Annotated in this window: 25 protein-coding genes; 13 read left to right on the forward strand and 12 right to left on the reverse strand. The window is 61.9% G+C overall.

Going from position 1 to position 25,333, the window contains the following annotated elements; all coding sequences use genetic code 11:
* Positions 1 to 48: 48 nt before the first annotated feature.
* A complete protein-coding gene (gene thiO / locus HK28_RS04875) occupies positions 49 to 1,026 on the reverse strand; it encodes a glycine oxidase ThiO (protein ID WP_086643495.1) in 978 nt (325 codons plus the stop codon).
* 165 nt (positions 1,027 to 1,191) lie between these two features.
* Between thiO and HK28_RS04880 the strand changes: the two genes are divergently transcribed.
* Positions 1,192 to 3,567, forward strand: coding sequence for an EAL domain-containing protein (locus HK28_RS04880; protein WP_158093397.1), 2,376 nt, complete (start codon positions 1,192 to 1,194; stop codon positions 3,565 to 3,567).
* A 1,024-nt stretch (positions 3,568 to 4,591) separates the two neighbouring features.
* Here HK28_RS04880 and HK28_RS04890 read toward each other — a convergent pair.
* Complete coding sequence (locus HK28_RS04890; protein WP_086643498.1) at positions 4,592 to 5,074, reverse strand: DUF721 domain-containing protein; 483 nt, start codon at positions 5,072 to 5,074, stop codon at positions 4,592 to 4,594.
* Positions 5,075 to 5,088: 14 nt separating this feature from the next.
* Between HK28_RS04890 and HK28_RS04895 the strand changes: the two genes are divergently transcribed.
* The 4 genes from HK28_RS04895 (at position 5,089) to hemH (ending at position 8,497) form a co-directional block, all read left to right on the forward strand.
* Positions 5,089 to 6,168 carry an A/G-specific adenine glycosylase gene (locus HK28_RS04895; RefSeq protein ID WP_086643499.1) on the forward strand — a complete coding sequence of 360 codons (1,080 nt, stop codon included), beginning with the start codon at positions 5,089 to 5,091 and terminating at the stop codon, positions 6,166 to 6,168.
* Between the two features lie 69 nt (positions 6,169 to 6,237).
* On the forward strand, positions 6,238 to 6,879 hold the full coding sequence (locus HK28_RS04900) for a hypothetical protein (protein ID WP_086643500.1): 642 nt from the start codon (positions 6,238 to 6,240) through the stop codon (positions 6,877 to 6,879).
* A gap of 350 nt (positions 6,880 to 7,229) precedes the next feature.
* Complete coding sequence (locus HK28_RS13950; protein WP_158093398.1) at positions 7,230 to 7,385, forward strand: hypothetical protein; 156 nt, start codon at positions 7,230 to 7,232, stop codon at positions 7,383 to 7,385.
* Between the two features lie 59 nt (positions 7,386 to 7,444).
* Entirely contained in the window at positions 7,445 to 8,497 is a 1,053-nt protein-coding gene (gene hemH, locus HK28_RS04910; protein ID WP_086643502.1) for a ferrochelatase, read from the forward strand.
* Between the two features lie 148 nt (positions 8,498 to 8,645).
* Here the strand turns inward: hemH and HK28_RS04915 are convergent, their stop codons facing one another.
* A complete protein-coding gene (locus HK28_RS04915) occupies positions 8,646 to 10,208 on the reverse strand; it encodes a S10 family peptidase (RefSeq protein ID WP_086643516.1) in 1,563 nt (520 codons plus the stop codon).
* 222 nt (positions 10,209 to 10,430) lie between these two features.
* On the opposite strand from HK28_RS04915, the gene HK28_RS04920 reads away from it, so the two are divergent.
* Positions 10,431 to 10,595, forward strand: a complete 165-nt coding sequence (locus HK28_RS04920) for a DUF1328 domain-containing protein (protein ID WP_255376456.1) — start codon at positions 10,431 to 10,433, stop codon at positions 10,593 to 10,595.
* On the opposite strand, the gene HK28_RS04925 is transcribed toward HK28_RS04920, so the two are convergent.
* From HK28_RS04925 to HK28_RS04955, 7 genes are all read right to left on the reverse strand, one after another.
* A complete protein-coding gene (locus HK28_RS04925; protein ID WP_086643504.1) occupies positions 10,537 to 11,106 on the reverse strand; it encodes a disulfide bond formation protein B in 570 nt (189 codons plus the stop codon). The genes HK28_RS04920 and HK28_RS04925 overlap by 59 nt on opposite strands.
* A 107-nt stretch (positions 11,107 to 11,213) precedes the next feature.
* A complete protein-coding gene (locus HK28_RS04930) occupies positions 11,214 to 12,587 on the reverse strand; it encodes a trehalose-6-phosphate synthase (RefSeq protein ID WP_086643505.1) in 1,374 nt (457 codons plus the stop codon).
* A gap of 2 nt (positions 12,588 to 12,589) precedes the next feature.
* Positions 12,590 to 13,327, reverse strand: coding sequence for a trehalose-phosphatase (gene otsB / locus HK28_RS04935; RefSeq protein ID WP_086643506.1), 738 nt, complete (start codon positions 13,325 to 13,327; stop codon positions 12,590 to 12,592).
* A gap of 305 nt (positions 13,328 to 13,632) precedes the next feature.
* Complete coding sequence (locus tag HK28_RS04940) at positions 13,633 to 14,298, reverse strand: DUF2155 domain-containing protein (protein ID WP_086643507.1); 666 nt, start codon at positions 14,296 to 14,298, stop codon at positions 13,633 to 13,635.
* A gap of 2 nt (positions 14,299 to 14,300) precedes the next feature.
* Entirely contained in the window at positions 14,301 to 14,498 is a 198-nt protein-coding gene (locus HK28_RS04945) for a hypothetical protein (RefSeq protein WP_086643517.1), read from the reverse strand.
* Positions 14,499 to 14,569: 71 nt separating this feature from the next.
* A complete protein-coding gene (gene mlaD, locus HK28_RS04950) occupies positions 14,570 to 15,130 on the reverse strand; it encodes an outer membrane lipid asymmetry maintenance protein MlaD (RefSeq protein ID WP_369823598.1) in 561 nt (186 codons plus the stop codon).
* A 206-nt stretch (positions 15,131 to 15,336) separates the two neighbouring features.
* A complete protein-coding gene (locus tag HK28_RS04955) occupies positions 15,337 to 15,705 on the reverse strand; it encodes an NADH-ubiquinone oxidoreductase subunit NDUFA12 family protein (protein WP_086643519.1) in 369 nt (122 codons plus the stop codon).
* A gap of 202 nt (positions 15,706 to 15,907) precedes the next feature.
* Between HK28_RS04955 and HK28_RS04960 the strand changes: the two genes are divergently transcribed.
* From HK28_RS04960 to HK28_RS04975, 4 genes are all read left to right on the forward strand, one after another.
* Positions 15,908 to 17,545: a vitamin B12-dependent ribonucleotide reductase gene (locus tag HK28_RS04960; RefSeq protein ID WP_086643508.1), complete on the forward strand. Its 1,638-nt coding sequence runs from the start codon at positions 15,908 to 15,910 to the stop codon at positions 17,543 to 17,545.
* A gap of 31 nt (positions 17,546 to 17,576) precedes the next feature.
* The gene (locus HK28_RS04965) at positions 17,577 to 17,837 is read left to right on the forward strand and encodes a hypothetical protein (RefSeq protein WP_086643509.1); all 261 of its coding nucleotides are present in this window, start codon (positions 17,577 to 17,579) and stop codon (positions 17,835 to 17,837) included.
* Between the two features lie 197 nt (positions 17,838 to 18,034).
* The gene (locus HK28_RS04970) at positions 18,035 to 19,429 is read left to right on the forward strand and encodes a sodium:solute symporter (protein WP_158093399.1); all 1,395 of its coding nucleotides are present in this window, start codon (positions 18,035 to 18,037) and stop codon (positions 19,427 to 19,429) included.
* 342 nt (positions 19,430 to 19,771) lie between these two features.
* The gene (locus HK28_RS04975; protein WP_086643511.1) at positions 19,772 to 20,890 is read left to right on the forward strand and encodes a class I SAM-dependent RNA methyltransferase; all 1,119 of its coding nucleotides are present in this window, start codon (positions 19,772 to 19,774) and stop codon (positions 20,888 to 20,890) included.
* Between the two features lie 241 nt (positions 20,891 to 21,131).
* Here the strand turns inward: HK28_RS04975 and HK28_RS04980 are convergent, their stop codons facing one another.
* Complete coding sequence (locus HK28_RS04980) at positions 21,132 to 21,338, reverse strand: hypothetical protein (protein ID WP_086643512.1); 207 nt, start codon at positions 21,336 to 21,338, stop codon at positions 21,132 to 21,134.
* Positions 21,331 to 22,488, reverse strand: a complete 1,158-nt coding sequence (locus tag HK28_RS04985; RefSeq protein WP_086643513.1) for a hypothetical protein — start codon at positions 22,486 to 22,488, stop codon at positions 21,331 to 21,333. Before HK28_RS04985 ends, HK28_RS04980 begins: the two co-directional genes overlap by 8 nt.
* Positions 22,489 to 22,764: 276 nt before the next feature.
* On the opposite strand from HK28_RS04985, the gene HK28_RS04990 reads away from it, so the two are divergent.
* The 3 genes from HK28_RS04990 (at position 22,765) to HK28_RS05000 (ending at position 25,181) form a co-directional block, all read left to right on the forward strand.
* Positions 22,765 to 23,457, forward strand: coding sequence for a fumarylacetoacetate hydrolase family protein (locus tag HK28_RS04990; protein ID WP_086643514.1), 693 nt, complete (start codon positions 22,765 to 22,767; stop codon positions 23,455 to 23,457).
* Between the two features lie 62 nt (positions 23,458 to 23,519).
* A complete protein-coding gene (locus HK28_RS04995; RefSeq protein ID WP_086643515.1) occupies positions 23,520 to 24,560 on the forward strand; it encodes an aldo/keto reductase in 1,041 nt (346 codons plus the stop codon).
* A gap of 123 nt (positions 24,561 to 24,683) precedes the next feature.
* Positions 24,684 to 25,181 carry a DUF2721 domain-containing protein gene (locus HK28_RS05000; RefSeq protein ID WP_086643520.1) on the forward strand — a complete coding sequence of 166 codons (498 nt, stop codon included), beginning with the start codon at positions 24,684 to 24,686 and terminating at the stop codon, positions 25,179 to 25,181.
* The last annotated feature ends 152 nt before the right edge of the window (positions 25,182 to 25,333 follow it).

Raw genomic sequence — 25,333 nt, forward strand, 5'->3', positions numbered from 1 at the left:
CACATCGCCGCATCCTTCATCTTCTATCTCAAAGAATGAGTCCTGAGCTTAGTCGAACACCACGTTTGCGACCTCGCCAGCCAGCCAGGGTGAAAGCAAATAGCCGTGACGGTACATGCCGTTGACCTGTATTTTGCGCCCGCTTCGTGTCACCGCAGGCATGTTATCGGCGTAGGACGGGCGCAGACCCGCCCCCATTTCCAAAATTTCCGCTTCGGCGAAAGCCGGATGCAACACCCACGCGGCGTTCAGCAACTCGCTCATCGAGCGGAGCGTCATGGGGCCACCGTTTTCGCTCTCGATCATCGTGGCGCCGACCATAAAAATATTGTTCGCACGGGGAACGATGTAGATCGGGATACGCGGATGCAGCAGGCGGACTGGGCGGCTGAACGTCACATCGGGGCAACGGAGCAGGATCATTTCGCCACGTACGCCGCGTAAGTCGGGGATTTCCCGGCGCGCTGCGAGGCCGGTGCAATCGACCTCCCAGTCAAATGCATCTGTAAAAGCGGCTGCTTCGTGATCCGTGAGTACACGCCCGCCAAGCATGATCAACCGCTCGGCGAGAGCGGGCAGGGCCTGACGCGGATCAAGATGGCCTTCATCCGGAAAGAAAAGCCCTCGTGCGAACCGGTCGGCCAGATCTGGCTCCAATGCGGCGATCTCCGGAGCGGTGACCTCTCGGAAATGGCTCGTGCGTCGGGCGAATCGGGAAATTTCGCCGGTGTCGCGCGCCGGGGCGAGGACGAGGCTGCCGTTCGATGCGACATCCGGAACGTTTTCACTCCACCAGGAGAGCGAGCCCAGTGAACGATCCGTCACTTCAGGGGGGGCGGATTCGGCTTCGCACCAAGGCGCGAGCATTCCGCCCGCGAGCCATGACGCGCCGGAGCCGATTTTCGCACCGCTCTCCGCCAGCGTCACCAAAGCGCCGCGTTGCGCCAGAGTGACGGCCGTAACAAGGCCTGCGACGCCTGCGCCGCGTATCAGAATCTGCGGGTGAGATTCGGGGCTATTAACCATCAGGTCTCCGGCGAACTGCTTCGGTGGGCGTCTGGCGACGCTTCACAGGTTCCGCCGCGTTTGTGCGGCGAATATTAACGGCGAGGTTACGATCAGGGCCCATCTTCGAAGCGATTTGAATCGGTTCTGCAAGAGGTTCCCTTGGCGCCCATGGAAGTCTGGAACATGGCCGGAGCGCGCGCCGAGAGCGCCCTGAACGCCACGGCGCTCATACTGAGCCTTGGCGCCGTGGTGTGCGCGCTCTGTGTGTGCGTCCTTTCGATGTTGCTCGCAAGCCAGCAACTGAGGCTCGCGCTCATGTCGCGGGGACGTGAACGCGCGCGTAAAAGTTTTTTTTCCGCCGTCACCGCCGGTTCTGGCGTCTGGGCGACCCATTTCCTCGCAATGCTCGGGTGCGTTGGAGTCATGGGGGTGAAGTTCGATCTGACGCTGACAGTCGTGTCAGCCGTGTTCGTCGTGCTGGCCCTCGCCGCAGCCTGGCGGGTCGAGTTGAGGGCACCGCGACAGTCGCTGTCCCCGGTTTCCGGGCTACTTATGACGGTTGCGGTTGGTGGGATGCACTTCGTGGGCTTGCTGGCTGGGCAGGGTGCGATCAGCTGCGTCCCCTCTCCGCAAAGGGGCGTGGCCGCTCTTGTTGTGGGTTTCGTGGGTTTTTACCTCGGCGTCATAATGTTTCGCCGCCGCAAGGGCGCAACTCGCCTGCTTTCGACCCTGCCATGGGTTCTGGGAGTGCTGGGCCTGCATTTCACAGCGCTGTCATCACCGTCTCTCTCTGCGATGGAAATGATGCGCGACGCCCCGCCCTCTAAAGACGCGGTGTCTCTGATCTATATGGTCGGCGTTGGAACGTTTTTGTTTCTCCTTTTGGCCTTCTGGTCCGGTGTGCGCGAATATCGACGCAAACGGGATATCGCGGACGAACATGCTCGCGCTCATGAATTCGCTGAGGCGACGGTGGAGGGGTTGCTGATTGTCGATGAAGGGAGAATTGTCGACGCGAACAGCGCTTTCCGCAGGCTCGCCGGGTGGTCGAAGTCCACAGCCGGACAACTTGCCGACAGTTTTCCCGACCTGACATTGGATAACGCGCTCGTCGCGTCGGGTGAGCGAGACCGCAGTTACGAGACAAATCTCGTCGGGGAGGGGAATCGCAGAATCCCGGTCGAGGTGTTCGTCCGGAGCGTGACATGGCGGGGCAAGAGACGCACGGTTCTCGCGGTTCTCGATTTGCGCGCCCGCAAGGCGGCGGAGGAGCGGGTAAGAAGCGTCTCCAGTCAGGATTTGCTGACCGGTCTCGCCAATCGCGGCGCTCTGGTTGCGCGTTTGAGAGACTTCCTTCTGACAGCAAGGGAGAAGGGCGCATGCGTCATCCTCCTTCTTGCTGACGTGGATCGTTTCAAAGCGATCAACGAAGCTCAAGGTTATGCCGTGGGTGACGCCGTCCTTCGTCAGGTCGGACGTGCGCTCGATCGGGCCGCGCCGCCTTCGGCGCTCGTTGCGAGAGTTTCGGGAGACGAATTCGCCGTGGCTTGCGTAGCGCCACCGGATGAAGCGGCAGCGGAGGAGGTCGTAGCGTCCATCGCAAGGGCGCTAAGGGATGAGTTCGCGGCGGCGCGTGAGGGTATGCCGATTACGTCCACCTGCATCGGCTATGCGATCGTGAATGGCGTGGATTGGACAAGCGAAAGCGCAATGCTTCATCATGCCGCCATCGCGCTTCTTCAGGCGAAGATGAGCGGTAAGGGTTCGATCAAGGCCTATGACAACAATTTTGACCTGACGCTTCAAAAACGCGCGAAAATGGAGGGCGAGCTTCGCCTTGCGCTGGAGCGCCGAGAGTTGTTCTTGGAATATCAGCCTATTCTCGAATCTGCGACAAAAAAGGTGACGGGCTACGAAGCTCTGGTGCGATGGATGCATCCCATCCGCGGGCGCGTTCCGCCGGACGAATTCATTGGCGTGGCTGAGGAGTATGGGTTGATTGGCGACCTGGGACGCTGGGTTATCGACACAGCCTGCGCGGAAGCTGCGTCGTGGGGAAATGACATGAATATTTCAGTAAATGTCTCTCCTATTCAGTTTCAGACGTCAGACATCGAGAGCGTCATAGGTCGGGCTCTTCGTCAGACGCGCCTGAGAGCCAGCAGGTTAAATATCGAAATAACTGAATCTACTTTTTTGCAGCAAGGGGAAGAAAATATAGAAATTCTTCGCCGCGTTCATGCTGCGGGCGTTGGAATCGTTATGGACGACTTCGGCACTGGGTATTCCAGCCTCAGTTACCTGAGACGCTTCCCGTTCGACAAGGTGAAAATTGATCGATCCTTCATACGTGACATGCTGACGAACAATCAGGCGGCGGCGATTGTGGATGCCGTGCTCTCATTGGGTCGTGGTTTAGGTGTCGATATTGTTGCCGAAGGAATAGAGACGCATGAGCAATTTGACTATCTCGCCGAAAGGGCATGTTCCCTGATGCAGGGATACTATATCGGCAGGCCAGCTCCTAAGGTTCTGAAGGCGTTTGAAATGGCGCTTTGAGGGAGGCTCAGGTGAACAGAAGTTACAAAAACGATTCCCTGCGTTCTCTGGCCCTAGTCTGTATTTAGATACGTGTTGTTATCTTAACAAAATTTAAAAATATTTATTTTTTATGGGTGTAGAGAGATTCGAGGGTTAATGCCCACAAGTGCTTTGGAGAAATATCCGCCTGCATGGCGCCACGGCGCTGCGATTTATATATCAGGCGAACTCATGACTCGGATCGCTTGAACGACCATTGGGTTGCGGCATGCTGATGCGATCATATGTTCAATACACAATATACTTGAGATCCCCTGTTGTAGGGGAAGCCGCGTGGTGCAATTTGGCAAGCACGTTACGCCCAGCTCGGCCGAATTTTGTGACGGTATGGTGGGCGGCAGCGATTGGCTGGTTTCATACGACAACCCGCGCGGGCTTCAACAGATAGAGGCCACTCAACTATTGCTTCGCCTCGCAGCCTTCTAGCCGCAAGAACCATGATGTTTTGCGGGCAGGTTAGACGTCGTCTCCTGCGTAATTCGGCGGACGAGTTCGGGATTTGTGCGACGGAGGAGGCTCGCTCTGAGAAGCTGGGCTGTGTCACGGGCGGACGCGTGACGCCAGTCCTTCAAAAAGGTGACGTCGGAAAGTGTGCGTGCGTCCGCGAGAGCGGTCGAGGCCGTGTCCATGATAATCTCCGCAAGTCGCTCAGTTGAATGACGCGTCGGACCGTGAAAGGCGATGCAGTGTCACAGTGAGCGGGGGGCAGGATGGCATGTCTTTATCTCTGAGGGGTAAATTGCGACCGTGATGAAACTTCTAAGTGCTCTACGCGGCGCGCCTTGGTCGCGCCGTCTGCCAGCTTCGGCCAACGGCGGCCGGGACTTTCGGTGTGTGTGTAGGCGGCGTGGGTAAGAAAATCCAAGTTATGGTTTTGTGATGGTTTGATAACTGATCGATAGGACTGCGCTGCTGACGCATCCCTGTCGCGGCGTGGTATAAACGCCGGAACGTGGCGTAATGGTGGCGCCGCGGCGCTTTTTTATCCGCGTCTGGCGCGAACGCGGCCTCCCAGAGCTTCCAGCGCGTCGCGTAGTGGTCCTTCGGGCATCTCGGGTATGGAGAGTGGGGCAGGCGCGGGAGCTTTTCTCGAAGCTCCCGACTGGCGCGGCGCGGCCTGCACGCTCTGCGTGAGGCGCAGGCGCTCGACGAGGGTGTGCCCGCTCCAGGCGTTGATGCGGTCGATCAGGGTCGCTTGCATGTGCTGCAGTTCCATCGCCACAGGCCCCTGACACGCGATGGTAAGCGTGCCTCCGGCAAGTTTCTGTGGCGCGGTCCGGGCGCCGTAGGCGGGACCAACGGCGCTGTCCCATTCCAGAAAGAGCCGCACGGAGGCTGGCGACCGCTTTTTAAAAGCAGGGCGCGTCACGCCTGGCAGCAGTGCGGAGAGGCTGCGCGCGGCGTAGGCGCGCGGGGGAGGCGCTTCGGCGGCCGCAGCCTTGCCGCTTTTTCGGACCGGCTTCATAAGCTCACCCCGTGATGCCTCCTGCTTCTGCGCTTCTCGACTGGTACGACGCGCATCGTCGTTCTTTGCCATGGCGTGCTCCTGCGGGCGCGATCGCCGACCCGTATCACGTCTGGATCAGCGAGGTCATGCTGCAACAGACGACCGTCACGGCGGTCATACCTTACTACCATCGTTTTCTTGAGCGGTTTCCGACCGTTGAGGCGTTGGCTAGCGCGCCGCTCGACGACGTGCTCGCAGCATGGTCCGGCCTTGGGTACTATTCCCGAGCCCGCAACCTCTATCGCTGCGCGCAGGAACTCGCGGCGTTGGGACGCTTCCCCCGAGACGTTGATTCGCTTCGCGCTCTGCCTGGAATCGGCGCGTACACGTCCGCAGCCATCGCCGCGATCGCTTTTGGCGCGCCAGTGGTGCCTGTCGATGGCAATGTTGAACGGATCGCTGCGCGCGTGTTCGCCGTGGAGGCGCCGCTTCCAGCCGCTCGTACGCTCATCGCAAAAAAAGCGGCCACTCTGAATAGGGAGAAGGCGGCGCGGGCGCGTCCTTCCGACTTCGCGCAAGCGTTATTCGACCTCGGCGCCGGAGTCTGCACGCCCAGAACCCCGACCTGTATGACATGCCCATGGAATGAGGCGTGCGCGGCCCGACAGCAGGGATTACAGGGCGATCTGCCGAGAAAGGCCCCCAAAGCGCAGCGTCCAACCCGATATGGGGCGCATTTTCTGCTCGTTGATCCGTCGGGACGTTTCTTACTGCGCCGTCGCCCGGAGGAAGGATTGCTGGGCGGAACTATGGAAATGCCTGGCGCTCCCTGGCGGGACGTCTCCTGGTCAGCGGAGGAAGCGTCAGGATACAGGCCGATGAAAGATCGGTCGTCCAAATTGTCATGGGCGCCAGCCGGGCGGGTTAAGCATGTGTTCACGCACTTCACTTTATTCGTCGACCTCTACGCGGCTCGCTCCCCGCTCGCTTTGAACCCGGCTGACGACGATGGCGTCTTTCTGTCCGGCGAGGATATTCTTCATATGGGAATATCGTCATTAATGATAAAATGTCTGGAAAATGCGATGCTTGCGATGACAAAAGGGGGTTGACCGGCACGATTGGAGAGGCGCTTCGGGCAGAGGGCGTTCCCATGTCCGCCCGGCGGCAAGGGAAAACGCATGACATTGGACCGAAACAGGCGCGTGACTGATCCCGAGATTTGGCTTTTGGACGCGTTCGGTCGATTTCTGGACCATGATCCCGTGAGCGATCGCCTGATAGCGACGTCGCCGCACAACACCGGAGGTGACCCGCCCGGCCTGATCTTCCGTCTGCGGCCTGACTGTCGGGAGCGTCCGTTTTCTCTGGAGAAACGACGCTCTGCGCCGATGCCGTTGCCTGAAGTGGCGGCGGCGCTGGGCAGCGGGGGACCGACGATTACGTTACAAATTCTCGATACCGACGGCCCCTACAGCGGGAAAAGCGGCTTCCTTTCCAGTTCGCCGGACGGCGCGATCACGTACGGACACGTTCCAAATCCGGATTGGACGAAATTCGCGCCGCTGCCCGCCGCTGCCGGTCGGGCGCTGTTTTCCGTGGGTCGGGTGACGCTGACCGATGAAGGTGGCGAGAGACTTGGAGATATCGCCGTCGAGTCCGATTTTCGGGTGCGCTTGGCCGACCGCGTTTATCCTCTGGAGCGTGTGTCGACCCTTTTGGCCGCGCTTGGTTCAGTTGCTGAAGGGGAAGCCGTCACCCTGCTCCTGCCGCGTTACGGCGACTATGATGAGAGGGCGTTCAGTGTGAGCAGAAACGCCTGATCCGCCCGCTCAAAAAAACACTGGGCGACAAAGACGGCGGCTGAGCTGCGCAATTCGCCGTGCGAGCGATGGTCGCAAGACGCTCTGATCCAGCTGCGGCGTGATCCGCAAACCAGCTCTGCACTAAAACGTTTGGCAAGGTGCGCGCCCTGGTCGGTCCAAGTCGGCCTGACGCGGCGGAATTCAGCACTGGGCAGCCATCTGCGAGTTTCTTGTTTTACGATGCGCGGGGTCGCGTGAGCGAATGCGTCGATAATTTTGTCTTGCGTGACTGCGCGTCGCGCGTCCATGCTGCGGGAGACAACTGGTGCGGTCGTCTGCGCGCGGCGTAGGCGACAGGAGAGTTCGCAATGTCCGTTCCGGCTTCCGTCATGTCTTTCCCCTCCGCCGTCGGCGCTGTGGAGTTCCTCGCGCTGGCAGCCACGTCAGCGCTCGCCGCGTGGATTGTGCGTATTGCGTCCGTCACGCCTGAGCCGATCAGGGTGCGCGCTCGCCGCCGTCGCTGACACAAGTATTTCCTGTCGGCAGATTTCGCTGGCGTGCGTAACTCTCTAGATTACGCCGCATGACCTTCATTCATCTGCATGACGCGCCCGCCGCTCCGCTGGGCTCCGGACGCATCGGTATCCTGCTAGTCAATCTGGGGACGCCCGACGATACATCCTTCGTCGGCGTCAGACGCTATCTGTCAGAGTTCCTGTCTGATCGGCGTGTGATCGAAGCTCCGCCAGCACTATGGCAGCCGATCCTGCAAGGCGTCGTGCTGACGACGCGGCCGAGACGCAGTGCGGAGGCCTATCGCCGCATCTGGGACAGTTCGTCGAACGAAAGCCCGTTGCGCGTCTATACCCGTGCGCAGGCCGAGGGGCTCGCGCAACGCTTCGCAGCGGACGAGGACATCGTCGTGGCGTGGGGCATGCGTTATGGAACGCCGTCCGTCGCAAGCGCGGTCGACGAGCTTCTGCATGCGGGGTGCGACCGTATTGTCGCGATGCCGCTGTACCCCCAGTACAGCGCTACGACCACGGCCACCGCCAACGATCAGCTTTTTCGCCATCTGATGAAACTACGGCGTCAGCCGGCGGTTCGTACCTTGCCGCCATTCGCCGACCATCCGTCGTATATCGCCGCGTTGGCTGTGTCGGTGCGCACGGCGTATGACGCGTTGTCGGAACGTCCGCAGATGCTCGTGACGTCGTTTCACGGGCTGCCAAACGAATACGTGCGCAAGGGCGATCCGTACCGAGAGGAGTGCGAACGTACGGTCACGGCTTTACGCGCCAGCCTCAGCATGAATGAGGACGAGGCACCGTTGACTTTCCAGTCCCGCTTTGGCCCAGCCAAATGGCTGGAGCCTTATACGGCTCCATTCATCGCGGCACTGCCGGCGCGCGGTGTGACCCGCATCGCGGTGCTCATGCCAGGCTTCATGGCGGATTGCATCGAAACGCTGGACGAAATTGGCAATGAGGTGCGTGAGGAGTTCATGGAGGCAGGAGGCAAGGAGTTGACGCTTGTTCCGTGTCTGAATGACGCCGTCGAAGCGATCGACCTGCTGGAGACGTTGGCCAGAAACGAGATGAGCGGCTGGCGTGCGCAGGCGGCCCCGACTTCCTGACGGGAGCGACTCTGCTCCTTGCAAGGGCGAGTGAAGGCATTATCCGATCAGACAAGGTCTGCTCAACAGGGTCTTGTAAACCGCAGCCGCGGCGACCCGCCCAAACTGTCGGCCTGAAGCGCCTCCGCGAGCGCCTCAGGCCTTTCGCTTATGGCGCAAGGAACGCCTTTACATCCCGGCTTAGCGCCGTGCGCGTCGCAGGCCGTGTATAGAGCATGTGTCCACCCGGATAGACATGCAGCGCGATACGGTCACGGCCGACGGGAATGTGCTCCGCCACCCAGCGCGAGCTGGCGAAGGGGCAAACCAGATCGAAATAACCGTTAGCGATGAAAACGCGCAGCGTCGGGTTAAGGGCGAGCAATTTGCGCAAGGCAGGAATTTCGCTCGCAATCAGTTCGCCGTCGCCGCGGTAATCCCAGGCCCGATTGACGTCGAGATTCAGCAGATCGTACGTGAGTTCCGTATGAAAGCCGAGCGTCTGTGCGGCATAGCCTTCGAAAGCGCTGCCATAGGCGCGACCGAAGCCAAAGAGAACCGGGTCCGGGCTGTCGCTGTTGTCGACGCCTTCGGGAAACGGATCGGCAATGGAAAGCGTCGCGTCATATAGCGAGTACAGGCGTCCGTCCCGGCTTCGGACGTCGTGCGCTTGTGGGTCCAGCGCGCCGCGCTGGCGTGCGATAATCCCGGCGTCTAGCCCTGTATGGCCCGCGACATCGGCGTAGAAGCTATGGGCGGCGTCGCCCTCCGGGGGCGGTCCCGCGAGCGCCGAAAGGTAGGGACCGAAAGCATAGCCATAGGCTTCATTGGCTGCCTCTGGCGTCAGTTTATGCTGGCCGTCGAGATTGGCCGCCTGCAGCGATGGCAGCAGCATTGCCGCAGCCAGCGGGTTCGCCGCCGGGTCGAGAAACTTCATCTCCAGCGCCGGAGAGACCATGACGATGCCGTTGAGGATCAGATTTTGTTGCTCTTGCAGCGCCGTCGCGACCTCGATGGAACGAATGCCGCCATAGCTCTCGCCGACCAGATAATGCGGGGAGGCATGACGTCCGAACTGGCTGGTCCAGAGTTCAATCGCCTTGGCGAACGCTCGAGCGTCCTGCTTGGTGCCGTAGAAGGTCTTGTTGGCGTCTTCTGGCTTTACTGGGATGGAGTATCCGGTGCCGACCGCGTCGATGAACACCATGTCCGTCGCGCCGAGCCAGCTGTCCGGATTGGGGGCCAGCTTCGCATTCGCGCCGTCAGTGGGATTGCCTGCAGGAAAATTCAGGGCGACCGGTCCGGCCGCGCCGAGGTTGAGAAACGCGCTGCCTCCGCCTGGGCCGCCGTTGAAGAAAAACGAAACCGGCCGTCGATCATCGGGCGCACTGTCAAGCGTGTAGGCGACGTAAAACACACGAGCCGCCGGGTCGCCCTTGTCGTCTCGCAGCGTCAGCGTGCCTGCATGAGTTGTATAGGACAGCTTGCCGGCGCCGACTGTAAGGGTCTGATGCGTGACTGAATCAGCGGGAAGCAAGGCGGCCTGTCCCGTGAAGGTCGGCGCCGCCTTCTTTGCTTCGGCGTCAGGGGTGGCAGGTTTTGTCGTGGTTGTCTTGTCGATCGCCCAGCCGTTCGCCGTTCCGAAAGTCAGCATTGCGAAACAAGCGGCGGAACGAGGCAGGATGCGACAACGACGCTTGGGCGCGGCGCGCTCGGAAAAGAAAAAAATCATGTAGAATTCCTTGTTTCGGCGCATGCTGCCTAACCCGTAAGCGCTTGCCAAGAAGCCGTCGCGGCGAGGGCGCTCCCGCAGGAAACTCCGCACCCGCCGGAAACGTTACGAAAGCGCGCCGCGTCCGGGCTACGCTTCCTGATGAAACGAGCGTACGGGAACACGAAGGCAGGTCCGGCGCATGTGAAGCCCGTCCGTATACCGCTGGAGAGATCGATGGATTTGCTACGCTGGACGCTTGTTTTTCTCGTGCTCGCCCTGATCGCTGCGGTCTTTGGCTTTGGCGGCGCGGCTGCGGATTTCGCCTATGTCGGCAAAATCCTGTTCTTCATCTTTCTCGTATTGTTTGTCGTGAGTCTGATTTTCGGACGCCGCCGTCGTCTTTAAACAAAAGAGACGCGAGCAGAAGGCCAAGCACGAGAAGGGCGGCAAGGCCTTCGAACTCCACGAGCGATATCGGCAGCCAGTCGAACGGATAGGTCGGCAGGTCGCAGGGCTTGGACGGATGCATCGGCATTGACGCCAGGCGTTGCGAGATGGAGCCGACCTGAAAATGCGGCGCCTGGCATTCCGGAAGAGGGCTCGGCCAGAATCTCCACTCCACGCCGAGGTGAAGCCCGGCGAGCGCCACGGCCGTCAAAACTGGCGCCACGCCGATCCATGCGACGCCACGGGCCAGGCGGCGCGGCGCGAGCAGGGCTGCCAGCCCGATGAGGATCATCGCCCGCCATGGCCAGCGCTCCCACAGGCAAAGGCCACAGGGGACGACGCCGAGCACGTCCTGCATCCACCAGACGGTGAGCATCGCCGTGACGCCCGACAGAGCCAGGAGGAATCCAGGGGGACGTACCAAGCCGGGAACGTGTCGTCTGAAAATGCGGCGCTTGGGCGTCAGCATAACTTACCCGCCGAATATCTGATCACGCCGTTCGCAATGCGGCGTTGTTGTTGCGGCGCGCCGACTCCTGTAACGGGATGTGTCTGCGCGCTTCCAAAAGACAATGATCAAGAGACTGGCGTCTGTCCATCGACGTTGGCGTCCGCCGAGTCCAGAGCGGTCAGAAAATCACGCGCCCAACTGCCCGCTGTGGTGCTTCGAACCTCGTTATCCAGCAAGGCCCACCGCCGTTTCCGTTCCTCGAGGTTCATGGTGAGCGCTTCGTGAAGGGCGTCGGCGATGGCGTCGGCGTCGTGCGGGTTCACCAGCAGCGCCTCGCTCAGTTCCGGCGCTGCGCCCGCGAGATGCGAGAGCACCAGCGCGCCGGGATGTTCAGGATCCTGCGCCGCGATATATTCCTTGGCGACGAGATTCATGCCGTCGCGCAGCGGCGTGATGAGAGCCACATCTGCAAGGCGGTAAAAACCGGCGAGAACGCTCCTCGGTACCGGGCGGGTGAGATAGCGGATCGGAGTCCAGTCGAATTCGGCGAAGGCGCCGTTAATCCGACCTATCGTCTCGTCGAGCTGGCGGCGAAGCAGGCGATACTCTTCAACTTCGCCGCGAGAAACAGGCGCGACCTGCAGATAAGTGACGTGGCGTCGATGCTCGGGATATCGTGTCAGCAGCCTTTCGTAGCCGAGAAAGCGCTCCTGCAAACCCTTGGAGTAGTCGAGCCGATCAACGCCGATAATCAGCGGCTCGTCATGTACGCTGTCGCGAAGACGCTGAACTTCTTTTCCGGCGAAAGCCAACCGGGCATCTGCGCCGAACTGCGTTGGATCTATGCCGATCGGGAACGGTCGCACACGGTCGGCTCCGCTCAGACCTTCGGCTTCGAAACAGCCACGCAGGTTGTTTGCGTCTTCCTCGGTTTGCAGGCCGATCAGATCGTAGGCCTGCATCGAACGAAGGATGGGTTCCGCTGGCGGCAGCGCCCGAAAAAGACTCCACGGCGGCAGGGGAATATGAAGGAAGAAGCCAATACGTCCCTGGAACCCGAGATTGCGCAGCTCCTGCCCGAGAGGGAACAGATGGTAGTCGTGGATCCAGACAGTGTCGCCCGGCTCCAGCAGCGACGCGAGGCCGCGCGCGAACAGGCGGTTGACCTCGAGATAACGAATCCAGTCAGCGCGCTCGTAGCTCATTAACCCGAGCCGGTAATGGAACAGCGGCCACAGAATGCCGTTCGAGAAATTCTGGTAATAGCCGCGGTGTTGCGCCGGGGTCAGGGGAATGGTCGCGTAGGTGACGGAGCCGTGGGTCTCGACGTTGGGCGTCGGGTCGCCTTCGAACTCCATCTGCCGTCCCGACCACCCGAACCAAAGGCAGGGATCGCCAGAACGGAGGGCGTCAGCGAGCGCGACAGTCAGGCCGCCTGCCGGCTGTGCAAGTTCGTGCGGATCGGGAACACGGTTTGAGACAATAACGAGGCGCCCCATGATCACGCATCCTCCCCGCCGCTGTTGTTTGGCCCCGACGTCTCCGTCAGGGAGGCCAGCCAGTTCCTGAAGGCTGTTGGCGTCGGGAAATCGGCGGGGATGCGAAAACCCGCGCCGCCCAACCGAACAGCCGCCTTCACCCCTTCCTCGTCCGTGACGTCATCGCCCACGAAAACAGGCGTGCGTCCGCTGAACGGGGCGTTTTGCATAAGCTCGGCCACGGCGTAACCTTTGTCGACCCCCGCCGGCCTGATCTCCCACGCCATCTTGGCCGCCTGCACATGGAAGGCGCCGTCGGTTGTGGCGATCCATGCGTCTGCTGCTTTTCTCAACGCGGCCTCTGCCTCTGGGGCCGCGCGGAAATGTAGCACGAAGCCGCCTACCTTGCGCTCGACGCGTACGCCCGGCCATGCCGAAGCCAGCTCATCGGCTTCGTGAATCCAGTCAGGGGGCACGGGAGGAAGCGCCACCCGCTCCACCGGGCCACCGGGCCGCCGGCGAATGGCGATGCCGTGCTCTCCCGCCACCGCGAAAGGGATATCTCCCAGGAATTCGTCGATCTGTGACACCGGACGACCGCTTACGACGGCCAGAGCGTTCCCGCATGCGTCGCGCAGGCGGCGCAACGTATCCTTGAGATCGGGTGGCACGACGACCGATTCCGGCGTCGGCGCGATATCGACAAGGGTGCCGTCGAAATCGAGCAGGAACGCTGCTTCGGAAGGGTGTACGGAGGACATGTCCGATCGGTTCGGCGAGGTCACTGTGAAGAACCTTCCCTGCTAGCGTGCGCCGTCGGGCGCGTGATGGTGTTGGCGCGGTCAGGCTGCGTCACAGTTTGCGGCATCGGGTTCGCGGAGCGCCCTGACAAGGATGCCGAACGTGCGCGCCAACCTCAAGGTGCGCAGCGATCGGGACTGCGCGTCTGTCGCCGCGCGTCACGCGCGGTCGGTTGCCGTTCTCGTATGGATGAAGAACGTCACTATTCGATGAAAGATGCGGTTAAAGAAAAAACCGGCGACGTGGAAGGCGTGCCGATGTGCATTCAGGGTTGCGGCGTTTGGGTATCGCCGGAAGGCGCGCCCTGTTGTGGGGCGGCGGGAAGCGGCGCAACGGTCGAAGGCAGTGATTCCGCAGGATCCTGACCGGCGGGGGGTGAGGACAACGTTTGCGGAGCGGCGTCAGTCGCTGCTGGCGGCGGGGCGCCGGGAAGGGTGGGAACGGCGGGCTGCGCGAGGGGGCCTGGAGACGGCGCGACGTCGGCGCCGTCGCATTTGACGACCCTGACGTCATAAACGGGGCTCTCAAAAATGCCGAGCGACGGCTCCTTCGCGAGCATCCATCCGTGGAAGGCGACTTTTTGCGTGTGCTGATCCTGCACGTCTAGCCAGGCTGCGGCGTCGGGAGCCAGCGTCGCCGGTCTATCGAGACAGCGCGCGACGCCGATGTCGAGGCTTTCGTAGTGGGCGAGGGCGCCAACAGTGACGTTGAGAGTCTCGACATGGGCGTCGAGCCGGTTCAACACGCGCACCACAGCGACACTTTTGCCTTGCCAGGTGTCCGCCGGGTACATCGCAGGCGGAGCGAGAGGTTGCGCTGCGCGGCTCTGGCTTCCGAGGACGCTGGCTCCAGCCAGACTGGCGCTTACAAAAAGAGCGTGGAGTGCGCGTGCATGAAAACGGTCACGCCACGAAGAAATCCGCAACGTCATGATTACATGTGACTCCGGGGAGAGATCAGGTCGGTCGTCATTTCGACGATCATGCGCTTCATGGCGCTCTCATCGACGCCCATCAACACGGCGTCCTCAAACGCGTCCCGAAGAACGCCCCGCAGTTCTTCCCAGTTCTCCCGAAGCACCATCAGCTTTTCGGTGCAGGACACCGGGGAGCCGTCCGCCTGCGGCCATATGTCCGGCGTTGGTCCGGTCGTCGCAGCGCGTTCGCGCGTGCGGCTGGAAAGCGTGGCCCCCGCGTTGACCGTCACTGCAAATCCCCGCCGTTCTTTGTCGCGGGAGCGTCCGTTCCGGCCTTGCTCTTGTTGGCTGCGGTCAGCGAGTCGGTGACCGAGAAGATGAATTTGCTGAGCAGTTGCTCGAGGCTGATCGATCCCTGAGTCTCCGCCACGGTGGCTCCCGCTGCGAGAGTGCGCGTATCGCCGCCGGGCGAGAGCGCGATGTATTTGCCGCCGAGCAGGCTGTCGCTGGTGATGATGGCGGCGCTGTCCACAGGCAGCTTGACGTCAGGACGCACCGTGAAGGTCACGCTGGCCTTGAACGTCTTCGGATCGACGGCTTCCGACACGACATGTCCGACGCTGATGCCCGCGAGTTTGACCTCGGAACCGATGTTAAGGCCGTCCACATGGGCGAAGTCCGCAGACAGACGATACCCGGCGTCGGTCCGTCGCCCTGTTCCGATGACCGCCAGCACGAGCAGCGCGGCCAAGGCGGCCAGTACGACGAAACCGGCGAGCAGTTCCGCCAGCTCACGTGGCGCGCGCGCGACCGGCTGGGGCGCGGGAGAGGTCTGGGCCATGCTCATGGGCTGTCGTTCACTTCCACAGTTGCGGAACCCGAGGGTCGTTTCTTCCCGTCCCCGCATGCGCCCTCTTCATGGAGGGGCGGCGCGGACGTCACGTCGTTATCAATAACAGATAGCGAGAACAGAAACAGGGGGCGCGACCGAAGGGACGGCGCGCCATGGCTCCGCGTAGTAAAGGGTCTCGGAAAACCGGAACCCGATTGGGCTCAGGCGTCCGGGGTCCACGCCTCGTAATCGCCCGTCGCGGCGGGACGCTGTCCCCCGCGATAGGCGCTGCCAGCCGGGCGGTACGCGCCGGGCGTTCCGGTCAGGTTGGGCTGCGGCGGTAACTGCCAGGGCTTGCGCGCTTCCTGCGGGATCGGATCGGCTTCCACGTGGTGGAGCCAGTTCCACCACTCAGGCGGAACGGCGGAGGCGTCCTCGCCCTTGTGGTAGATGACCCAGCGTTCGAACCGCTGCTCCCCGCCGCCAATGCGGGACGGCGTGCGGGACTGATAATAGGAGCGACCGTCGACGTCCTTGCCGACGAGGCGCCCTTTCAGGCGGGTGTGCAGAAGCGTGCCGAGCGTAGTCATGCCCGATACGATACGGAGTCCCGGCGCCATCGTCCACCGCTTCGCGACGATCAATGTGTTCACGTTGCGCTGTGCAGCGATCGTGCTTCCACACAGCGACTCGGGGAGTCAAAAAGTTATCCCCCATATCCTCGTTTTGCGGGCCATAAGCGGCGTCTTGTTCTGCTTCCGCCACGTCGCGCAGACGCGATAAACTGCCTGCATGAACGCTCGACGCTATTGGAACGGCGTGCGCATGCGCACGGTCATGGCTTCCCCCGATCCCGACGCCCCCGCGCGCCGGGTGACCCTGCCGGTTGACTGGGACGATGAGGCCGCCGCCGCGCTTGCGCAGATTGCTCCTGTTCAAAAGGGGGCTGGCCAGGACGCCGTGTCCGTGGCCGAAGAGTCTGCGCGGTGGATCGAGATGCTGGTCGAGCCGGGCGACGAGGGTAACGCGCGCTCGCTGACATGGCTGCTGCTTCTGCGTCAGGCGGCGCCGACACTCGCCCTCTGGAGCGGCGAGCTTGATCGGCGTCCCGGTTTCGTCGTCAATCTCGCCGCGTTCGCCTTGCCGGGAGAGGGGTTTGCCGGCGAGACGTTCGTTGCGGCCCTGCGGCTGTTGTGCGGCGTGTTGCGCAGGCAGGCGCTCGAAAAGGCGGGGCTTCGGAACGGTGAACTGGCGCTGGACGCGGAGTCGCCACCGCCGGAAGGTTTGTCGTCAGGCAAGGTCACGGCGCTGCGCAGCGCCGGGAAGAACGAGACGCGGAAGGGCGGCGCGGCGTCCGAACCCGCTCTGCCGCTTGCCGAGCCTCAACTGGTCGCGGGCGAGTTGCTGCTCACCAATCTTGACGCCTGCCTGGCTGCGCTCGGGTTCGATTACGACAGCGACGAAGGTCGGGACGCTGCATGCTCACTGATGGCGTTGGCGACGCTGGTGGCGCGCGAAGGCCTCGGGTGCGACCGGCTGCCGCTCACCCCCCATCGCCACGTCATTCCCGGCCTCGCCTCGGTCGCGCGCGATGCGTGGGCGCGCGCCGCAGTGGAAACCGATGCGCCCGAGCCGCGTATCGAGACAGGGCTGTCCGCACCCGGCCCGGTGGATGCGCTTCTCGGGGTCGAGGCCTGCGGTCTCGCGCCTATTTTCTCCCCGATCCGGGCCGACGGGCGTCTGGCGGCCAGCACGCTGGCGCGTCTGGCGGCGCGCGGCCTGACCCTGGAGGCTGCATTTGCGGCCAGTATCGCTGGCGCGCCAGCGCTGGCTGTTCCGGGACCGGAGGGGCACATGCGTATGCACCGCGCCTTGGCCGGGTTCGTCGATCGCGCTCCGCCTCGCCCCGATCCAGTCGCCGGGCAGGCTCTGCGCCTGCCTCCACGCGGCGTCGCTCGTCGCATGCCGGACCGGCACGGCGGAGTGATGCAGAAAACGACGATCGGCGGTCGACGGTTGTTCCTCAGGACCGGAGAGTTCGACGACGGCACGCTCGGCGAGATCGAAATTTCGCCGACACGCGAAAATCCGATGGTGCGTGGCCTGATGGAGAGCTTCAGCGAAGCGGTCAGCGTTGGCCTGCAATACGGCGCCCCGCTTGAGGAGTATGTCGAGCGTTTCGCTTATTCGTGCTTCGGTCCAGCCGGCACGGTCGAGGGCGACCCGGTGGCGTCCTACGCCACGTCCATGCTTGACTACGTTTTCCGTGCGCTTTCGGATCTCTATCTCGGGCGACGCCTGCCCGATGCGCCGCATGAAGACGACGGCGAGGATACGACGCCGCTTCTGCCGCTGGACATGGAGAGAGGATCGCAACGCGCTACCACTCCGCCGCCACGAGGCGGACGGCGGCTGCGACTGGTGAGCTGACGCGCGAAAGGCGAGGGAGAGGCGGGACACGGTGAAGCATGCGACGAAGGCCACGCTGACCAGGTTCGAGCCGCTGCTCCAGCGCATTCGTCGTACGGGTCTCAAGGAAAAATCTCTGGGCGTGTTTTATCGCAAATCGAAGCCGTTTCTGCACTTTCATGAAGATCCGAAAGGCCTCTTCGCAGATCTGGTTCGCGGGGCGGACTTCGATCGTTATCCGGTCAACACACCCGAAGAGCAGAAACGGCTGATTGCCGCAATCGACGGCGAGGCGCCACCCGATCCGATTTAACAAAGAGATAAGGCTCCCTCGTTCCTGCACCATTGGGCATGGAAAGAATTTTTTCTGCGTCTCGAAGGTGGTTCGGGCGACAACCCCGAATGAAAATGATCGCACGGGGTCGACAGGCGCTTCATTTCCGGGTCGTATTGAAAACGCACCCATTCCGGCTGAACGCGAGCGGCGTCACATGTGGTTTTCCGATACTGATGGATAAGCTCGTCTTTGCGGCCATCCTGATTTTGTCCCTTCTTGTGGCGGTATGGTCGCGCGGCGGTCGCCGGCACGACGAAATCCACGATTACTTTGTCGCGTCACGGCAATTTGGCGGCTTGCTGCTGTTCTTTCTTGCCGTTGGAGAGACTTACAGCCTTGGCGTGCTGACCGCGTTTCCGGGCGGCGTCTACCTGCATGGCCTGACGTTTTGCGTCTGGTTCGTCGGTTATATCGTGCTGGCCTTTCCCGTCGGGTATTTCCTGGGGCCGCTTATCTGGCGGGCGGCGAGGCGATACGACCCCGTGACCATGGCTGATCTTTTCGCTCGACATTTTTCCAGTCGTTTGCTGGAAATTATCGTCGCCGGGGCGGCGATTCTGTTCATGGTGCCTTGGGGCGTGATCCAGTTCATGGGTTTGACCATGGTGCTGCAGGGGCTGGGCTTCGATTGGCCCGCCTGGGCGCTTATGGGTGCCGCCGCCGCGCTGGCTTACGCCTATACGGCGATTTCCGGCATCCGGGCTCCGGCCTATGTTTCGGTCATCAAGGATGTGTTGTTGCTGGCCGCAATCTTTACGGTCGGCGTGGCGGCCATGCGCCTCCCGCACGGCCGGGAGGCGCTGCTGCGCGGCGTGGCGACGGCCCATTTCACCGGCCGCGATATCCGCATCATGGCGACAAATATTCTGTTTCAGGCCAGCGGCCTTTGCATGTTTCCGTCCTATGCGGCGTCGATCTTTACAGCGAAGGACGCCCGCACGGTTCAGCGCGCGCAGATCGCCATGCCGCTTTACATGGTGATGTTCGCCTTTCTGATCGTGGTCGCATTCTATGCGCGGGGCGCCTTCGGAGACGGTCTGTCGCCCAATCATGTGTTCATCGACACGGCGCGGCAGCTTCTGCCGCCCTGGCTGATCGGTCTGGTGGCGGGTGGTGCGGCGTTGTCGGGTCTTGTCGTTCTGGCCGGGACATGTCTCGTGATCGGGCCGCTGTTCACGCACAATCTTCTGAAGTCGCTGACAGAGCGTCAGCAGAAAACAGGGGCGCAGGCGATCGGGGTGGTCTACCTTCTGGCGTCGATGGCCGGGGCGGCCTTCGCGTCGTCTTTCGCGGCGACCATGAACAACCTCACCTATTTTGGCATGACGCAATTCCTGCCCGGCGTGGTCGTCATCGCACTTAACCTGCGGGCTCCTGGCGCGGCGGTTGCGACAGGAATCCTCGTCGGCGACATCATCCCGGTGTCTCTGTTCTTCCTCGGCGCCGATACGGGCGGCGTGAATCCGGGCCTGATCGGGCTGGTTGCGAACGTTGCGATCTTGACGTCCATGACGCTACGTGCGCGCCGTAGCAAAGACCGGACCTTGCGTTTGCAGAGCAACGAGTAGGGATCTTCCAGCGCTGATGGCTGATGTGGCGAGTGGTCGTACGTCTGAGTGCGCCAAGGACGCTCATCCCGGCCACTAACAGCCATTCCAGCCGCTGCTGTCATTGGGGCAGTTTGCCGCAGCAACCGCTGCCGTTTGCGTCGCCTTGATGTGGAGCGAGGTCGGTGGGGCATGTGCCCCCCGCACAACTCGACTGCCATGCTGCATTGCGAGGCGGGAGACATGTTGCATGGCGTCCGGGGCACTTGGCGTTAACGGCGCGTGTGAGCGGCGAGGGGGCCGGTGGTCGGTTTCCCCTACAGGAACGTTGCCCCCGACTGATGGACCTGCCATTCAGGATGGATGACGACCGCTGACACCGATTTCGAGATTTTTCTGGCCGCGCCGCCAGGGCTGGAACCGGTATTGTGCGAAGAGATACGCCTGAAGGGGTTCAAGCGTCCTGCAGTCGTGCCGGGCGGGGTTGTCACCCGAGGTAGCTGGCCGGAGGTGTGGCGCGCCAATCTCTGGATACGTGGGGCGTCGCGCGTTCTGGCGCGTGTTGATTCCTTCCCCGCTGTCCATCTCGCCGAGCTCGAACGTCGGGCGCGGCGTGTGGACTGGGCGTCGGTCCTGCGCCCCGACGTCTCGTTTCGCGTCGAGGCGGTCTGTCTGGGCTCACGGATTTATCATGAGGGCGCGGCGGCCGAGCGAATTGAGACGGCGATCAAAAGCGCTCTCGGCGCGCAGGTCTCACCTGTGGCTGAGGTCGTGGTCCGGTTGCGGATCGAGCGCAATATGTGCGTGTTGAGCGTGGACACGTCGGGCGAGTTGTTGCACCGGCGTGGCTACAAGCAGGCGGTGAACCGGGCACCGCTACGGGAGACGTTGGCTGCGCTGTTTCTGCGCCAATGCCGTTTCGACGGTGTGGAGCCGGTGGTCGACCCGATGTGCGGGTCTGGAACATTCGTTATCGAAGCCGCTGAAATCGCGGCTCGGCTTAATCCGGGACGCGCACGAAATTTCGCGTTCGAACGCCTGGCCACGTTCGACGAGGAAGCGTGGAGGGCCATGCGCGCGCCAAAGGGCGTTCGCACGCCGACGGCGCGATATTACGGTCGTGATCGGGACGCTGGAGCGATCGCCATGAGTTGTGAGAATGCTGAACGTGCTGGCGTCACGGCATTCACCGACTTTCGGTGCGCGGTCATCAGCGAGGCGGCGCCGCCCGACGGACCGCCCGGTCTTGTGATGATCAATCCGCCCTATGGTGCGCGAATTGGAGACAAAGGCGAACTGGCTCCGCTCTATGGCGCGCTTGGCAAGATCCTGATGCAGCGCTTTTCCGGGTGGCGCGTGGGGCTGGTGGCTAATGATTCCGGTCTGGCTCACGCCACGGGTCTTCCGTTTCTGCCCAATGACGCCCCGGTACCGCATGGCGGCTTGCGGGTCACGTTGTTTCAGACTGATCCGTTGAGGTGAGGTCGCATGTCCGCGTGAGGAGAGGCCGTGAGCTGACAGGGTATTCCTCTCGTGCAGCGCGATCTCGGGTCGGCGTTTAAGAAATTTCGAAATTCTTATTATATAAATGGTTTTTTCTATATAGTCTAAGGTTTTTCTGGAATTCCGGATTGCGTGACGGTGAATGTTCTGCGTGATCAGGACGGCTATGCCTTGCGGCGTTCCCGTCCGATATGGCGATCTTGTTTCGATCAAAGCTGCTTTAGCGAACCGCCAGCGGTGCGGATTGCGCGTATCGGCCGCACTGCGCCGCCGCGTTCGGGAACAACACGCGATATTCGGCGGTGGGCGCAGGGGTGAGGACCGCCCATGCGGCGAATGCGTCCAGCGCCGTTGCGATCAACGCCGCAATCAACAACGCTGATCGTCGCGCGGCGTGGCGGGCATTGACATCGGGCGCGTCAGGCAAGCGTCGATTTTCCATGAATCCACAAAATTCCAATAATAATGTCAAAAATTGCGAAGAGTCCTAACGCGCCCCATTTCCATGTTGTATTGAGGCTACGCGCCGCCCGCCAGAATACGACGATCATCAGGGGATTGGCGGGCACAATTCGGTAGATGGAGTTCAGTCCTGTCGACACGGATAAAAGCCATGTGACGCCGAGGATCGCGCTCTCTATCCGGAAGCCGACGGCGAACGCCCATATCAACACGATCGGTTCGATGACGGCGAACGGAACGAGGGTGGCTGCGTGCGGAAGGCGCATTCCAGCAGCAATGTGCGAAAGGGGATTGTTAAAATGTCGTCCCCAGCCACTTTGCACGTGGGAAAACGCCAGAGCGTCGCCGGTCGTGTGATGGAGGTACAGCATGTAGGCCGCCAGGCCGCTGACGCCGATTGCAACCAATGCGGCGCTTTCGGCGACGGCGTCGCCCAACGACGATCCGCCTGCTTTCCGAAGCATGGCGGCCTCGTTCTGCCGATTATTCTTCATGGCCGTAAGCACATGCGCCACCGCCAGGACAAAGAGAATCGGGGCGCCGGTAGGCCTTGCCGCCGTCATGAGCGCTCCGGCGACGCCTGCCTGCAGCAGAGCGCCCGCCTGCAGCCGCGTAAGGCACAGCATGAGCGTCAGGCCGAACAGCGTCTCGCTATAAGGAAGCCGAAACCACAGCCCCAAAGGGTAAAGCAGGAAGAAGAGGCAGAAGAAACGGGCGTCTCTGATGCCGTGTCGCTTGCGCGTCCAGTCAAAAGTGAGCCAGAGCAGGATCGGGAGCGACACGGCGTTCAGCAACAGGCCTGCAGCCGCGACGTTCAGCGTCGTCACGGCGCTCACCAGCCGCATGGCGAGAGGGAAAAGCGGAAAAAAAGCCCATGAGCCCTGACCTGGCAGGGCCTCGGGACCAGACTTCACAAGAGCGCCGTAACCTGACCGCGCGATGGCGGAATACCACTCGCAGTCCCAATGGCAGGCCGAGTGCACGACGCCCGAACGCCATGCGAGCATAACGCCGAGCGCGAGAAGAATTGCATGCGTCGTCAACGCCAGCCGCAGTGGAAAGCGGCTCCAATGCAGCCGCGCGGGGAGGGTCAGACTCAATTCCGGTCGCTGCACGAACGCCCTGCTCCTAAAATCCGGCGATCGACCCCGGTTTTGCGCCGAAATCCGGGCAAAATACGCCGCCAGCTTAACCGAACGCCGCCGCTAATATTTTGACATAAAGTAACGTATCCAAAAAGTGGAGACGTCGTAGCGGACTCTTTCGCATTATTTTGGTCGTCCACCTCCCGACACAATCGTGGGAAGTTCGGGCGCGGCTGCTCAACAGCGTTCTTCCGATGCGGTAGCCTGCGCCCGACAGAAACACGGCGAGCAAGGAACAGCACCGTAATGACGTATGTGATCGACGCGCCGAAGCAGGCGAGTGTGAGTGTGGCTGGCGAGGAAGCACGGTTTCCGGTGCGCCGGATCTGGTGCGTCGGACGCAACTACGCCGAACATACGCGTGAAATGGGCGGCGACCCGTCGCGCGATCCGCCGATTTTCTTCTCCAAGCCCTCCGACGCCGTCGCCGAAGAGCAGGATCTGCCTTTCCCTGTTCACACGGACGATCTGCATCACGAGGTCGAACTGGTGGTCGCCATAGGCGGGGAAGGCGCTGACGTTCCGGAAGAACGCGCTCTTGATCTTGTCTACGGCTACGCCGTTGGCCTCGATATGACCCGTCGGGACCTTCAGGCGATCGCGAAGAAAGGGGGGCAGCCGTGGGATCTGAGCAAGGGCTTCGACCAGTCCTGCCCGATCAGCCCCATCGCGCCCGCAGCGCGAAACGGACATCCGACATCTGGGAAAATTGAGCTTACGGTAAATGGAGAAGTAAGGCAGTCAGGAAATCTCGATGATCTGATCTGGTCCGTGCCGCAGATCATCGCGTTTCTCTCGACCTATGTTACCCTGCGTCCCGGCGACCTGATCATGACGGGAACGCCGTCCGGCGTCGGCCCTGTGCGGGCTGGCGACACATTGCGCGCGGAGTGCGAGGGCGTTGGCTCTTTGCAGGTGACTTACGTGACGCGGGATTGATAGCGGCAGTCTTTCGTAATCCCTGCGTGGCGCACGCGCGCGACAGATAAAGGAGCACGACGATGGAATATCGCCAACTGGGCCGTTCTGGCCTGCGTATTTCCGCGCTCACGATGGGAACGATGACGTTCGGCGGGCGCGGAAACTTCGCGAAGACCGGCAGTGTCGATCTGGCGGGCGCAAAACGCCAGATCGATCTTTGCATCGAGGCCGGGATCACGATGTTCGACACGGCGGACATTTACTCCACCGGCGCGTCCGAGGAAATTCTCGGTCAGGCCCTCAAAGGGCGTACGGAGGAGACGCTTGTCACCACCAAGGCGCGGTTTCGCATGGGGCCGGGCCAGAATGACGTGGGTCTGTCGCGCCAGCATCTGATTGCGGCGTGCGAAGCCAGCCTGAAGCGGCTGGATCGCGACCATATCGATCTTTACTACCTGCATGAGTGGGATGGCCTGACGCCTCTGGACGAGACGCTGGAGGCGCTGGACGCACTGCGTCGCGCCGGAAAGATCCGCTATGCGGGCGTTTCCAATTTTTCGGGCTGGCATCTGATGAAAGCCCTGTCCATTGCGGAACGTGATCGTCTGATCGCCCCCGTCGCGCAGCAGATTTATTACTCGTTGCAGGCGCGCGACGCGGAATATGAGCTTTTGCCGATCGCCGTGGATCAGGGGATCGGCGTACAGGTGTGGAGCCCGCTCGCAGGCGGTCTTCTCTCTGGCAAATACCGCCGCGATCAACCGACGCCACAGGGGCGTCAACTGGAGAACTGGGGCGAGCCCCCGGTCCATGACAAGGAGCGCCTGTTCGACGTCGTGGAAGTGCTGGTCGCCATCGCGGAAGAGCGCGGCGTTTCGGCTGCCGAGGTGGCTCTTGCCTGGACGGGTGCGCGCCCCGGCGTCACGTCTCTGGTCATCGGCGCCCGAACGGAGGAGCAACTTCTTTCGAACCTGAAGGCGGCGGAACTTCATCTGTCGGCGGAGGAGACGACGAAGCTGGAGGAGGCGAGTCGTCCGCCGCTGATCTACCCCTACTGGCATCAGGCGAGCACGGCGAAGGATCGGCTCTCGGCGGCCGACCGGGTGCTCATCCGGGAGTGATTTTGGGGGCGACGCATTGGCGCGACTATCGTGGTCGCGCCAATACGCGGTTCGCACGAAATTTTGAACTTGGGCGATCAAAAGGGTAGAACGCCCGGATCGCAACAAACTGTGTCTGATCTGATGCCTCTTCCCCTGTCCTCGCTCGCCACAGATTCAGCAGGCGACGTCGCCCATCTGATTGAAACCGCGCTGACGCCGGTCTTCATGTTGTCGGGTGTCGGCACCCTGTTGAATCTGTTCAATACCCGCTCTGCACGCGTGGCCGATCATATCGAAAAAGCGTCCGACCTGCTGGACGACGAGGTGGACAAGCACGCCCGGCAGAGTTTGCACCGCCACCTGTTTCATCTCCGTCGACGGACGTTCGTGCTCGACGTGTCGATTCTGTTCGCCGGCCTCGCAGGCGCGACCACTTGCGGCGCCGCTTTTGTGCTGTTTCTCGGCAGCGTCCGCGACGCGTCCATCGCCTTGTGGCTGGTGCTTATGTTCGGCGCGGCCCTGCTTGCGACTGTCGCCGCGTTGGCTGCGTTCCTTGTCGATTGCCTGCTCTCCTGGAACAGTCTGAAGAGTGAGGGGCCGTTGCCGAAGAGTGTGAAGCGCAGCGGAAAAGCTGGGTGAGGCGACGTGCAAAAGTGGAGCGCGCGGACCTGTTTTGTGTCAGCGCCGGATTAAAATGTCCTGCTTTGGCTGAATAGAAATGTTCTCCCTGTCGGCTTTGGCGTTAGGCTCAGGACTCATTTTTTGAGATAGAAGATGAAGGATGCGGCGAT

The sequence above is a fragment of the Acetobacter sp. DsW_063 genome, from assembly GCF_002153745.1.
Classification (GTDB): domain Bacteria; phylum Pseudomonadota; class Alphaproteobacteria; order Acetobacterales; family Acetobacteraceae; genus Acetobacter.

Coding starts and splice junctions, on each gene's coding strand:
- thiO (WP_086643495.1), bottom strand. CDS start 1,026: ATGGTTAATAGCCCCGAATCTCACCCGCAGATTCTGATACGCGGCGCA.
- HK28_RS04880 (WP_158093397.1), top strand. CDS start 1,192: ATGGCCGGAGCGCGCGCCGAGAGCGCCCTGAACGCCACGGCGCTCATA.
- HK28_RS04890 (WP_086643498.1), bottom strand. CDS start 5,074: ATGAAGCCGGTCCGAAAAAGCGGCAAGGCTGCGGCCGCCGAAGCGCCT.
- HK28_RS04895 (WP_086643499.1), top strand. CDS start 5,089: ATGCCTCCTGCTTCTGCGCTTCTCGACTGGTACGACGCGCATCGTCGT.
- HK28_RS04900 (WP_086643500.1), top strand. CDS start 6,238: ATGACATTGGACCGAAACAGGCGCGTGACTGATCCCGAGATTTGGCTT.
- HK28_RS13950 (WP_158093398.1), top strand. CDS start 7,230: ATGTCCGTTCCGGCTTCCGTCATGTCTTTCCCCTCCGCCGTCGGCGCT.
- hemH (WP_086643502.1), top strand. CDS start 7,445: ATGACCTTCATTCATCTGCATGACGCGCCCGCCGCTCCGCTGGGCTCC.
- HK28_RS04915 (WP_086643516.1), bottom strand. CDS start 10,208: ATGATTTTTTTCTTTTCCGAGCGCGCCGCGCCCAAGCGTCGTTGTCGC.
- HK28_RS04925 (WP_086643504.1), bottom strand. CDS start 11,106: ATGCTGACGCCCAAGCGCCGCATTTTCAGACGACACGTTCCCGGCTTG.
- HK28_RS04930 (WP_086643505.1), bottom strand. CDS start 12,587: ATGGGGCGCCTCGTTATTGTCTCAAACCGTGTTCCCGATCCGCACGAA.
- otsB (WP_086643506.1), bottom strand. CDS start 13,327: ATGTCCTCCGTACACCCTTCCGAAGCAGCGTTCCTGCTCGATTTCGAC.
- HK28_RS04940 (WP_086643507.1), bottom strand. CDS start 14,298: ATGACGTTGCGGATTTCTTCGTGGCGTGACCGTTTTCATGCACGCGCA.
- mlaD (WP_369823598.1), bottom strand. CDS start 15,130: ATGAGCATGGCCCAGACCTCTCCCGCGCCCCAGCCGGTCGCGCGCGCG.
- HK28_RS04955 (WP_086643519.1), bottom strand. CDS start 15,705: ATGACTACGCTCGGCACGCTTCTGCACACCCGCCTGAAAGGGCGCCTC.
- HK28_RS04960 (WP_086643508.1), top strand. CDS start 15,908: ATGAACGCTCGACGCTATTGGAACGGCGTGCGCATGCGCACGGTCATG.
- HK28_RS04970 (WP_158093399.1), top strand. CDS start 18,035: ATGGATAAGCTCGTCTTTGCGGCCATCCTGATTTTGTCCCTTCTTGTG.
- HK28_RS04975 (WP_086643511.1), top strand. CDS start 19,772: ATGACGACCGCTGACACCGATTTCGAGATTTTTCTGGCCGCGCCGCCA.
- HK28_RS04990 (WP_086643514.1), top strand. CDS start 22,765: ATGACGTATGTGATCGACGCGCCGAAGCAGGCGAGTGTGAGTGTGGCT.
- HK28_RS04995 (WP_086643515.1), top strand. CDS start 23,520: ATGGAATATCGCCAACTGGGCCGTTCTGGCCTGCGTATTTCCGCGCTC.
- HK28_RS05000 (WP_086643520.1), top strand. CDS start 24,684: ATGCCTCTTCCCCTGTCCTCGCTCGCCACAGATTCAGCAGGCGACGTC.